The following is a 10,302-nucleotide window of genomic DNA, read 5'->3' as shown; positions in this document are numbered from 1 at the left end:
GAGTCGACCCGGGCCAGCGCGGTCCTGCTCTTCGTCGGCGCGGTCGTGGACGCCGCCTTCGCCACCGACGGCGCCCTGCACCGGGGGCCGCGCTCCGGCGCGGGCAGCATCGCCCATCTGCCCCTGGGCGCCGGGGGGCCGGGCGGTGCGGAGCCGTGCTCCTGCGGGCGGTCCGGCTGCCTCCAGTCGGAGGTCTCGGAGCGGGCCATGGTGCGGCGCGCCGCCGCCCAGGGGCTGGTGACCGGGTCCTTCCCGGAGTTGCTCGACCAGGCGCTGGCGGGGGACGCGCGGGCGGTGGCGCTGTTCCGCCGCCGGGCCCGGCTGGTCGGGCGGGCGGCGGCCCTGCTCCTCGACATGTTCGACCCGGAGGTCCTGGTCGTGGTCGAGCCGGGGGCCGGGCGGATGCCGGAGTGCCTGGCCGGTCTGCGGGCGGAGGTGGCCGCGCGGTCCGTGGTGTGCGACGACCCCGAGCGGGCCGTGGTGCCGAGCAGCTTCACCGGGTCGGTCCTGGCCGTGGCGGGTGCGGCGGTGGCGCTCGGCTCGCTGTACACCGACCCGTTGGGGCCGTGGCCGGCGCTGCCCGCGGTGTCCTGACGCCGGGGCCGCCGCCCCGCCCCGTAATCCGATTTAATTCAGGCAGTTGCATTGTTGACCGGCCGCGAAGGCCGACGGGATGATGGATTCATGACCAGCCGACAGCGGAATGCAGCGAAAGCGCCCTCGGTGACGCCGCGCTTCCGCTCGTCCGCGCCCGCCGCGTCCCGTTCATGTCGCGGCCGCTGTCCGGGCCCCCGGTAAACACCCGCTGATATCCGGCGAACGCTCCGCGCGTCCGCGCGCGCCTCACCGTGCGTATGCACGCCTCCGCGCAATTCCCCGCTGCCTTTTCGTGCTGCCCTTTTCGTCTTTCCACCTTCGGGAGAAACGTTGACCGTCACTGTGCCCTCGTACGCGGCCCAGGCCGCCGCCCCGGCCCCGGCGGGGATCGCCCCCGACCGCTTCCGGCAGGCGTTCCGCCGCTACCCCGCCGGGGTCGTCGTCATCACCACCGACTCCGGCCGCGGCCCGGTCGGCTTTACCGCGACCTCACTGACCTCCCTCTCGCTCACCCCGCCGCTCATCTCGTTCGGCATCGGGACCACCACCTCCTCGTGGCCGCACTTCGAGCACGCCCGTACGGCCGTCGTGCACTTCCTCGGCGCCGAACAGCAGCCCCTGGCCGCCACCTTCGCCACCAGCGGCATCGACCGCTTCGCCGCCCCCACCCGCTGGCACCGCCTGCCCGGCGGCGAGCCCCTGCTCGACGGGGTGGCCGGCCACCTGCGGGTGGAGACCGAGCAGATCGTCCCGGCCGGCGACCACCGCATCGTCATCGCCCGGGTGGTGGACGCCCAGCTCGACGAGGGCCGCGGCCCGCTGCTCTTCCACGACGGCGCCTACCTCTCCCTCTGACCACCCGACACCACGGATCAGGACGCACACATGCCACGCCACACCACGCCCACGGCGGTCGGCCGCCGCTCGTTCCTCGCCCTCACCGGGGGAGCGCTCATAGGGGCCCTCGCCGCCTGCTCGCCCCAGGCCGACGCGGCAGCCGGCGCCGAACCGTCCGGAAAACTGCCCTCCGGGGCGCCACCACCGGGGACGAAACTCTCGGTAGCCGTCCGTACGACCAAACTCCAGCTCGCCCCCGCCGGCCTCGAAAAGGAACTCCCTTTCCAGGTGGCGCAGTGGCCCAATCTCAACGCGGGCCCCGATATCATCCAGGGTTTCCGGGCGCACTCCATCGACCTCGCCGTGAACGCCGGAATTCCGCCGATCCAGGCTCATGCCATAGGCGTCGGCGCGAAGATCGTCGCGGTTCAGGTGCGGAACAGCCCGTTGTACGCGTTCGCCACCAGAGCGGGCTCCGACATCCGCTCCGCCGCCGATTTCCGGGGCCGCCGGATCGGCTTCTCGCAGGGCCAGGCGCAGGGCGTCGTCGTCCTGCGGGCGCTGAAGCAGGCGGGTATCGACACCGACGACGTCGAGCTGGTCGCCCTGCCCAGCACCCAGTTCCTCACCGCCCTCCAGTCCGGGCAGGTCGACACCGCCCCGCTGGGCGAGCCCACCCTCACCAAGTACCTCGCCCAGTACGGCAAGGACGGGGCGCGCGCCGTGAAGACCGACGTGGTGGACCTGCTCACCGTGCTGTGGGCGCCCAACGAGGTGCTGAACGACCGCGCCAAGGCCGCCGCCGTCCGCGGCTTCATCCCGCTGTGGGCCAAGGGCCAGGTCTGGGCCTGGGAGAACACCGACCGGTGGATCGACACCTATTACGTGAAGGACCAGGGCGTCTCCCGGGCGGACGGCAAGCGCATCGTCGCCTCGCTCGACAAGCCCCTCTTCCCGGCCTCCTGGGACGAGGCCATCGCCTGGGAGCAGGAGACCGCCGACCTGCTGGCCGCCGGCGGATTCGTCCCGGAACAGGACGCCACCGAGCTGTTCGACCGCCGCTTCGAGGGGCTGGCGGCCGAGGCCGTACCCGCCGAGTACCGGGAGACGTCATGACCGAACTGCTGACCCACACCACCCGCCCCGCCCCGCCGTCGGACACCGCCGCCGCCCCCGTGAAGGCGCCACCGGCGGCACCGAGCGGCACCCGCAGGCGGCTGGGCCCCGGCCGGGCCATACCCTTCGGGCGGCTCATCGGCCCGGTGCTGGTCATCGCCCTGTGGTGGGCCGCCTCCGCCACCGGCTATCTCGACCCCCGGATACTCTCCGGCCCCGGCACGGTCCTCTCCACCGCCTCCGACCTCGTGTCCAGCGGTCAACTCCAGGACAACGTCCTCATCTCCCTCCAGCGCGCCGGGCTCGGCCTCCTCTTCGGGGTGGGTGCGGGGGTCCTCCTCGCCGTCGCCGCCGGACTGAGCCGGACCGGCGAATACCTCCTCGACGGGCCGCTCCAGATCAAGCGCGCCATCCCCTCCCTGGCCATGCTCCCGCTGCTGATCCTCTGGCTCGGCATCGGCGAGCAGATGAAGGTCACCGTCATCGCGCTCGGCGTCGCGGTGAACATGTACGTCAACACGTACGCCTCGCTCACCGGCATCGACAGCCGTTACGTCGAACTCGCCGAAGGGCTCGACCTGAGCCGCGCGCAGTTCATCCGCAAGGTCGTCGTCCCCGGCTCGCTGCCCGGCTTCTTCGTCGGCCTGCGCCTCGGCGTCACCGCCTCCTGGCTCGGCCTGATCGTCGTCGAGCAGATCAACGCCACCAGCGGCATCGGCTACATGATGTTCCAGGCCCAGCAGTACGCCCAGTCCGACGTGATCATCGTGGGCCTGGTGGCCTACGGGATCTTCGGCTTCGCTTCGGACGCGGCGGTACGCGCCGTGGAGAGGAAGGTCCTGTCATGGCGACGCACCCTGGCGGGGTGACCGCCCGCGGCGCCGCGGTCCTGGCCCCGCGCCCCGCCATCCGCACCCGGAAACTGGTCCGCCGCTTCGGCGACCGCGACATCCTCAAGGAGCTCGACCTCACCGTCGGCGCGGGCGAGTTCACCGCACTGCTCGGCCGCAGCGGCTCCGGCAAGTCGACCCTGCTACGGGCCGTCGCCCGCCTCGACCACAGCGTCGAGGGTTCCGGGGAACTCACCGTCCCCGACCGGGTCTCGCTCTCCTTCCAGGATTCCCGGCTGCTGCCCTGGCTCCGGCTCATCGACAACGTCACCCTCGGTCTGCGCGGCCCGAAGGCCCGCGAGCGCGGCCTCACTGCCCTGGCCGAGGTCGGCCTCGGGGGCCGCGACCGCTCCTGGCCGCACGAGCTGTCCGGCGGTGAACAGCAGCGCGCCGCCCTCGCCCGCGCCCTGGTCCGCGAGCCCGAACTGCTGCTGGCGGACGAGCCGTTCGGCGCCCTGGACGCGCTCACCCGGATCAGGATGCACGACCTGCTCCGCGAACTCTACGAACGCCACCGCCCCGCGGTACTCCTGGTCACCCACGACGTTGACGAGGCCGTCGAGCTCGCCGACCGCGTCCTGGTCCTGGAGGACGGCCGGATCTCCGTCGACCTCACCGTCGACCTCCCGGCCCCGCGCTCCCGCCGCGACCCCCGCTTCCAGGAATACCGCGACACCCTGCTCGCCGCCCTCGGGGTCGTCCAGCCGGTCAGGGCCGGGTCCGCGCCCGACCGGCAGGACGACCCCAGGTCTGCCCAGCCCGCCACCGAAGCCAAGGACTCCCATGACCCGCACGCCTGACCGCAAGCAGCTCCACCTCAACGCCTTCCTCATGTCGACCGGCCACCACGAGGCGTCCTGGCGGCTGCCCGGCAGCCCGGCCGACGCGAACTCCGACATCGAGCACTACAAGAACCTCGCCCGGATCGCCGAACGCGGCCGGCTCGACTCGGTCTTCCTCGCCGACAGCCCGGTCCTGATGGGCGACCCGGGACGCCGTCCCGCGGCCAAGCTGGAGCCGACGGTCCTGCTCACCGCCCTCGCCGGCGCGACCCGGCACATCGGGCTCATCGCCACCGCTTCCACCAGCTACAACGAGCCGTACAACCTGGCCCGCAGGTTCGCCTCGCTGGACCACGTATCGGGCGGCCGGGCCGGCTGGAACATCGTCACCACCGCGGGCGCCGACGCGGCCCGCAACTTCGGCCTCGACGACACCCCGCTGCACCGCGACCGCTACCGGCGCGCCGGCGAGTTCGTCGAGGTGTCCACCAAGCTCTGGGACAGCTGGGCCGACGACGCGGTCGTCGCCGACAAGGAGCGCGGGGTGCACGCCCTGGCCGAGCGGGTGCGGCAGATCGGGCACCGGGGCGAGTTCTTCCGGGTCGACGGACCGCTCAATGTACAACGTCCCCCGCAGGGCTACCCGTTGCTCGTGCAGGCGGGCTCCAGCGAGGACGGCAAGGACTTCGCGGCCCGGTACGCGGAGGCGGTGTTCACCGCCCAGCAGACGCTGGAGGAGGGCATCGCGTTCTACAAGGACGTCAAGGAGCGCGCCGTCGCCGCGGGCCGCAATCCCGACGGCATCAAGATCCTGCCGGGCATCGTGCCCGTCATCGCGGACACCGAGGCAGTGGCGCTGGCGCTCGACGCCGAACTGGACGGTCTCATCGTCCCCGGGTACGCCAAACGGCAGCTCGCCCGCCAGCTGGGGATCGACCCGGACGCCCTGGACCTGGACGCGGAACTGCCCGAGGACATCCCCACCGAGGACGAGATCGAGGGAGCCAAGAGCCGCTACACCCTCATCGTGGAGCTGGCCAGGCGCGAGCGGCTGACCGTGCGGCAGCTCATCGGGCGGCTCGGCGGCGGGCGCGGCCACCGCACCTTCGCCGGGACCGCCGAACAGGTCGCGGACACCATCGGGCACTGGTACGGGAGCGGGGCCGCCGACGGCTTCAACATCATGCCCGCCGTGCTCCCGTCCGGCCTGGAGCTCTTCGTGGACCGGGTGGTGCCGATCCTCCAGGAACGCGGCCTGTTCCGCACCGAGTACACCGCGAGCACCCTGCGCGGCCACTACGGACTGCCGCGCCCCGCCAACCGGCTCTTCGACGCTCCGGCGCGCGACGCGGACGGCTACGGCATCGGACTCGCGCAGACCGGCTGACAGCGGGTGCGGTACGGGGACGGGCGGCGGTACCCGTCCCCGTACCGCCTGGTCGTTCAGACCGCCGGCACCCGGTCCAGGAAGCCGCTGACCGAGGCGATCCGGCCGTCCTCGGCGAGCGTGGCCACGTCGAAGCCGGCAACGGGCGCCGAGCCGTCGGGTGCGACCAGCTCCCAGCCGAAGCGGACCAGCGCGTGGTGGCCGTCCACCGCACCGGCCGGGCGGAACGTGAACCCGGGGAACTGCTGCCGCACCCCGCCGATGGCGGCCGCCAGCTGTTCGTGCCCCCGGACGTCGACCAGCGGGTCGGTGTACGCGGCGTCGTCGGTGAACGCGGCGGCGACGGCCTTCTCCAGCTCCTCGGGCCCGGCGTTCCAGGCGGCGAGATAGCGCTGCACGGCGTCGTCGTAGGCGGTCATCGTGGATCCCTCCCGTAAGGCTTCCGGCCGGTGGGCCGGGAGCGCTGTGCTCGTGGGGAACACGATGTCCGACGGCGCGCGGGGCGTCGATTACCTCCGGGGTAAGGGGGACGGACCCGGCTGCTACGCCTCGTCCGCGATGACGTGCACGGCGGCCTCCTCGGCGGAGGCGGCGGCGCCGTCGATCCCGACGTCCTCGCCCGCCGTGCTGTCCGGCTCGTCGATGTCGAGGTCCCGGGTGAGCCGCCCGGCGCGTACGGTGCCGACCTCGCGGTCCCAGGGCTCGCCGTCCCCGTCCACGACATCGCCCACCCCGTCACCGGGCGGGCCGCCGTCCTCGGGCCGCTCGCGCGCCAGCCGGCTCTCCAGGGACTCGCCCCGGTGCTGCTCGGCGGCGGTGGTGCCGAGGTCGTCCACGGCGTAGGGGCGCTCGGGAGGCGAGTAGCCCCGGTCCAGGACGTCTTCCACGTCCGGGTCGTCCAAGGTGTCCTCCGTGTCGAGCTGCTCGACCGGATCGGATGCCTCCGACTCCTGCTGGGGCTGATAGACGTCGTCGCCCAGACCGGCCTCGTCCATGGCGTTTCCCTTCCCGCGACGCGGCTCTCCTTCAGCATAGGCAGCCCCCGTCCGGCCCCGCAGAGCGCGCATCTGCATCCGGCACGGGTGTGCGCGACCATGGGCAGTGCAGGGCGGGCGCGCTCCGAGAGCCTGCCCGGAAACGGTCGTCTGGAGAGCCGTCATGGAGTATCCGGAGAGCTACGAGCTCGTCTTCCAGTCCGCGGCAGTGGAGGACGACGCCGTCACCGTCCACCGGACGGCACAGAGCGGTGCGGGCGGACACCCCGTCTACGAGGACGACACCGGCATCGTCCGCGCCGAGATCAGCGATCACGCGGAGGTCCGCATGCTCGCCAGCGGCGGTCACCAGCATCTGGGGACGCCGACGGTGGTGCGCGAGGAAGCCGCCTGACCGGCTGACAACCGACGCCCGGTCCGGCCGCGGTCCGGGCAGCTCCGCATGCCCTTATACACGGGGAAACGTGCCCGTACATCATGCCGAGGCAGGACATTCTGGTCGGGCCCCTCCCACACTTGGTCGAAATTTTGCCCCGGGTGAGGGGTAGCGGGAGGACACCAGGCAGACTCACCCTGTAGGAATCTCGCCACGAAGAGGATCACGCATGATCACGTTGAAGAAGGAAGACGGCCCGGCGGACCTGGACGGGGTGACCCACCTCTCCATCGGCGTCTCCTGGGACCCCACCGTCGGCAGCAGTGGCGGGCTGATGGGGAAGCTGAAGCAGAAGAAGGGGACCGACCTCGACCTGATCGCCATCGCGATGCAGGGCGCGGACCCGGTGCGGCTGGCCGGCCTGGACTCCCTGGACCCGCTGGGCAACGGCTCGCTGATCCACAGTGGTGACAACCAGACCGGCAAGGGCGACGGCGACGACGAGACGGTGACCGTCGACTTCGCCAAGGTCCCCTCGAACGTCACGGCGATCGTCTTCGTCGCCGCCGCGTACAAGAAGGGCAGCGCCTTCCAGAACGCGCGCAACGTCAGCATCAAGGTCTACGACGCCACCGGCGGCAGCAGCCAGCAGGTCGCCGACATCTGGCCGTCCCTGCTCACCAGCGACAACGGCTGCGCCGTGGCGAAGGCCATGCGCGTCGGCGCCGGCTGGAAGCTCCAGGTGATCAACGAGACCGGCAAGATCAAGCAGGGCGACGAGCACGCCCTGATGCGGTTCGCGATCAGCAAGTAGTACGGCGTACGACGCGGCCCCGGTCCGTCCGCGCCCGGTCAGTCGACCCGGCGCGCGCGGGCCGGGGCCGTCGGGTTCCCGGCGGCCAGCGGCGACCGCGCCAGCTCCACGCACCCCGCCGCGATCAGGCCCAGGGCCAGCAGCTCGGGCAGCACCCACCAGCCGGTGCGCACCTCCTCGCCGAACAGGGTCACCCCGTACAGGACGCTGATCAGGGCGTCGCCCAGCGTCAGACACGGCTGCACGGCGACGAGCGTTCCCGCCTGAAGGGCGTTCTGGAGGAGGAACAGCGCGCCGACCCCCGCCGCCGCCGTGGCGTACAGCTGCCAGGAACCGAACAGGGCCCCGGCGCCGCCCGCGTCGAGCCGCGCCATCGCGTCCTTCATCAGCGCGGCGGTCAGCGCGTAACCGCAGGCGGCGGCGGTGGCCAGCAGGGCGGCCCGGAGATCGCCCCGGGTGGCCAGCGCGCCCGCGATCAGCAGCGCCTCGAACACGCCCGTCAGGATCAGCGCGGGCACCCACGCCGCCCCGTGCACGGAGTCGCTGCCGCCGCCCGGCGCGGCCGTCGCCATGCCGAGGGCCAGCCCGGCCGTCACCGCGGCGACCCCGAGCCAGACCGCGCGGGGTACCCGTGCCCGCATCATGAAACCGGCCAGCAGCAGCGTCGCCGGAAGCTCGATCACGAAGATGGGCTGCACCACGGAGATCGGCCCCGTGGCCAGGGCCACGGCCTGGCAGACGGCTGCCACGATCACCAGGGCGATCCCCGCGAGCCACACCTTCTGGCGCAGCAGATGGCCGATGAGTGACACCCGCATGGCCTCGGTCTGCGGCACGTCGAGGGCGGCCCGGCGCTGGAGTACGGACGCGGAACCGTTGCTGAGGGCGGTCAGGACGGCGAATACGACGGCGATCACGGGACCATCATGCGGGTGGCCCCGCCCCGATCCCGGCTTCGGCGGATGACGGCATGGCGGCCCGGGAAGTCTGCCATCAGGACCGGATCCGACCGCATGGACGCGTACGGTGCCCGTCATGGCCGTGAAGAAGAAGACCTCCGCCGGCGCCGTCCCCGCCCCCGTGCTCACGCCCAGGGCCCTCGGCCGGGCGACCCTGGAGCGCCAGCTCCTGCTGCGCCGGACGGCGATGAGCGCGAAGGACGCCGTCACCCGCCTCGTCGGTCTCCAGGCGCAGAACACCAAGCCGCCGTACTACCAGCTCCTGGCCCGGCTCCACGGCTTCCGGCCGGCCGAACTGTCCGCGCTGATGGAGTCCCGCGAGGTCGTCCGCATCGTCACCCTGCGCTCGACCATCCACACCCACACCGCCGACGACGCCCTCACGCTGCGGCCCCTGGTGCAGGCGGCCCGCGACCGGGAGCTCGGCATCTTCCGCAAGGGGCTCACGGGCGTGGACCTGGACCGTCTGCGCGAGCTGAGCAGGGCCTACGTCGAGGAGACGCCCCGCACACCGAAGGAGATCCGCGCCCGGCTGCTCACCGAGTGGCCCGAAGCGGACCCGCAGGCCCTGAGTACCGCCGCCCGCTGTCTGCTGCCCCTGGTCCAGGTCACCCCACGCGGCCTCTGGGGCGTCAGCGGCGGCGTCGCGCTCACCACCGTCGAGCACTGGCTCGGACGCCCGGCCGGCGAGGCCCCCGACATCGAGGACGCCGTGCTGCGCTACCTCGGCGCGTTCGGCCCCGCCTCGGTGAAGGACATGCAGACCTGGGCCGGGCTGACCCGCCTGAAGGAGGTCTTCGAGCGGCTGCGGCCCCGGCTCGTCACCTTCCGCGACGAGCACGGCACCGAACTCTTCGACCTGCCCGACGCCCCCCGTCCCGCCGAGGACACCCCCGCCCCGCCCCGCTTCCTGCCCGAGTTCGACAACGTCCTGCTCGGCCACGCCGACCGCACCCGCATCATCCCGGCGCCCCTCAAGGGCCTCAACGGGGTGGGCAACCAGGCCTACGGCAGCGTGCTGCTGGACGGGTTCTTCGCGGCGGTCTGGCGGCTCGACACCCCGCGCGACGCCCCGGCCGTCCTCACCGTGCAGGAGGTCCGCCCGCTCACCGCCGCCGAGCGCGACGCCCTGACGGAGGAGGCGGCGGACCTGGTCACGGCGATGACCCCGGCCGCGGAGCACGACGTCCGGTTCGGGAAGTTCGTGGACCTGGGGCGCTGAGGAGCGCGCGGCGTATCGCCCTGTGAGCCCGGGGGCACGCCCTACGGCAGCAGCCCCGCCCGCCTGGCCGCCACCACCGCCTCCAGCCGGGTGTGCGCGCCCAGCCGCCGCATCGCGGACCGCAGATAGCCCTTCACCGTCTCCGGGCGCAGCCCCAGCCGGTCCGCCGCCACCGCGTTCGTCGCGCCCGCCGCCACACACGCCAGCACATCGATCTCGCGCGGCGCGAGCCGGACCTCGCGCGCCCCCGGCTCCCGGGCGCCCGTCGCCGAGGCCAGCCGTCCGCACACCGCGAGCAGCTCGTCCCGCAGGGCCGGGTCCAGCACC

13 protein-coding genes are annotated in these 10,302 nt (G+C 72.8%); 9 read left to right on the top strand and 4 right to left on the bottom strand.

The annotated features are described in order from the left end of the window. The 6 genes from G3I41_RS21870 to G3I41_RS21845 all read left to right on the top strand — a co-directional run. On the top strand, positions 1-594 hold a 594-nt coding region (locus G3I41_RS21870), incomplete at its 5' end, for an ROK family protein (RefSeq protein ID WP_164402104.1). Between the two features lie 333 nt (positions 595-927). Further along, on the top strand, positions 928-1,452 hold the full coding sequence (locus G3I41_RS21865; protein ID WP_164402103.1) for a flavin reductase family protein: 525 nt from the start codon (positions 928-930) through the stop codon (positions 1,450-1,452). A gap of 30 nt (positions 1,453-1,482) precedes the next feature. Continuing rightward, positions 1,483-2,550: an ABC transporter substrate-binding protein gene (locus tag G3I41_RS21860; RefSeq protein ID WP_164402102.1), complete on the top strand. Its 1,068-nt coding sequence runs from the start codon at positions 1,483-1,485 to the stop codon at positions 2,548-2,550. Continuing rightward, the gene (locus G3I41_RS21855) at positions 2,547-3,419 is read left to right on the top strand and encodes an ABC transporter permease (RefSeq protein ID WP_164402101.1); all 873 of its coding nucleotides are present in this window, start codon (positions 2,547-2,549) and stop codon (positions 3,417-3,419) included. The genes G3I41_RS21860 and G3I41_RS21855 overlap by 4 nt, the downstream gene beginning before the upstream one ends. Further along, positions 3,395-4,240: an ABC transporter ATP-binding protein gene (locus tag G3I41_RS21850; protein ID WP_164402100.1), complete on the top strand. Its 846-nt coding sequence runs from the start codon at positions 3,395-3,397 to the stop codon at positions 4,238-4,240. Before G3I41_RS21855 ends, G3I41_RS21850 begins: the two co-directional genes overlap by 25 nt. After that, entirely contained in the window at positions 4,224-5,609 is a 1,386-nt protein-coding gene (locus tag G3I41_RS21845; RefSeq protein ID WP_164402099.1) for an LLM class flavin-dependent oxidoreductase, read from the top strand. The genes G3I41_RS21850 and G3I41_RS21845 overlap by 17 nt, the downstream gene beginning before the upstream one ends. Before the next feature lie 56 nt (positions 5,610-5,665). Here the strand turns inward: G3I41_RS21845 and G3I41_RS21840 are convergent, their stop codons facing one another. Then, positions 5,666-6,028, bottom strand: a complete 363-nt coding sequence (locus G3I41_RS21840) for a nuclear transport factor 2 family protein (protein WP_164402098.1) — start codon at positions 6,026-6,028, stop codon at positions 5,666-5,668. 123 nt (positions 6,029-6,151) lie between these two features. Continuing rightward, positions 6,152-6,604 carry a DUF5709 domain-containing protein gene (locus G3I41_RS21835; RefSeq protein WP_164402097.1) on the bottom strand — a complete coding sequence of 151 codons (453 nt, stop codon included), beginning with the start codon at positions 6,602-6,604 and terminating at the stop codon, positions 6,152-6,154. A 163-nt stretch (positions 6,605-6,767) separates the two neighbouring features. Between G3I41_RS21835 and G3I41_RS21830 the strand changes: the two genes are divergently transcribed. Beyond that, complete coding sequence (locus G3I41_RS21830) at positions 6,768-6,998, top strand: DUF6296 family protein (RefSeq protein WP_164402096.1); 231 nt, start codon at positions 6,768-6,770, stop codon at positions 6,996-6,998. A gap of 211 nt (positions 6,999-7,209) precedes the next feature. Continuing rightward, complete coding sequence (locus G3I41_RS21825; RefSeq protein ID WP_164402095.1) at positions 7,210-7,794, top strand: TerD family protein; 585 nt, start codon at positions 7,210-7,212, stop codon at positions 7,792-7,794. Between the two features lie 38 nt (positions 7,795-7,832). On the opposite strand, the gene G3I41_RS21820 is transcribed toward G3I41_RS21825, so the two are convergent. Further along, positions 7,833-8,711 (bottom strand): DMT family transporter, encoded by an 879-nt coding sequence (locus G3I41_RS21820; protein WP_164402094.1) that lies wholly within the window; start codon positions 8,709-8,711, stop codon positions 7,833-7,835. Positions 8,712-8,829: 118 nt separating this feature from the next. On the opposite strand from G3I41_RS21820, the gene G3I41_RS21815 reads away from it, so the two are divergent. Continuing rightward, positions 8,830-9,975, top strand: a complete 1,146-nt coding sequence (locus G3I41_RS21815; protein WP_164402093.1) for a winged helix DNA-binding domain-containing protein — start codon at positions 8,830-8,832, stop codon at positions 9,973-9,975. 41 nt (positions 9,976-10,016) lie between these two features. Here G3I41_RS21815 and G3I41_RS21810 read toward each other — a convergent pair. Continuing rightward, positions 10,017-10,302: helix-turn-helix transcriptional regulator (locus tag G3I41_RS21810; RefSeq protein WP_164402092.1), on the bottom strand; the 286-nt coding region annotated here is incomplete at its 5' end.

Origin of the sequence: Streptomyces sp. SID9727 (assembly GCF_010550605.1) — a bacterium.
Lineage (GTDB): Bacteria > Actinomycetota > Actinomycetes > Streptomycetales > Streptomycetaceae > Streptomyces.
The sequence above is the reverse complement of the archived record's forward strand: the minus strand, read 5'-3'. Positions and strand labels throughout refer to the sequence as shown.

What these genes read in the sequence shown, in the direction of transcription:
- G3I41_RS21860 (WP_164402102.1), top strand. Translation starts at nt 1,483, where the DNA reads ATGCCACGCCACACCACGCCCACGGCGGTCGGCCGCCGCTCGTTCCTC.
- G3I41_RS21855 (WP_164402101.1), top strand. Translation starts at nt 2,547, where the DNA reads ATGACCGAACTGCTGACCCACACCACCCGCCCCGCCCCGCCGTCGGAC.
- G3I41_RS21850 (WP_164402100.1), top strand. Translation starts at nt 3,395, where the DNA reads ATGGCGACGCACCCTGGCGGGGTGACCGCCCGCGGCGCCGCGGTCCTG.
- G3I41_RS21845 (WP_164402099.1), top strand. Translation starts at nt 4,224, where the DNA reads ATGACCCGCACGCCTGACCGCAAGCAGCTCCACCTCAACGCCTTCCTC.
- G3I41_RS21840 (WP_164402098.1), bottom strand. Translation starts at nt 6,028, where the DNA reads ATGACCGCCTACGACGACGCCGTGCAGCGCTATCTCGCCGCCTGGAAC.
- G3I41_RS21835 (WP_164402097.1), bottom strand. Translation starts at nt 6,604, where the DNA reads ATGGACGAGGCCGGTCTGGGCGACGACGTCTATCAGCCCCAGCAGGAG.
- G3I41_RS21830 (WP_164402096.1), top strand. Translation starts at nt 6,768, where the DNA reads ATGGAGTATCCGGAGAGCTACGAGCTCGTCTTCCAGTCCGCGGCAGTG.
- G3I41_RS21825 (WP_164402095.1), top strand. Translation starts at nt 7,210, where the DNA reads ATGATCACGTTGAAGAAGGAAGACGGCCCGGCGGACCTGGACGGGGTG.
- G3I41_RS21815 (WP_164402093.1), top strand. Translation starts at nt 8,830, where the DNA reads ATGGCCGTGAAGAAGAAGACCTCCGCCGGCGCCGTCCCCGCCCCCGTG.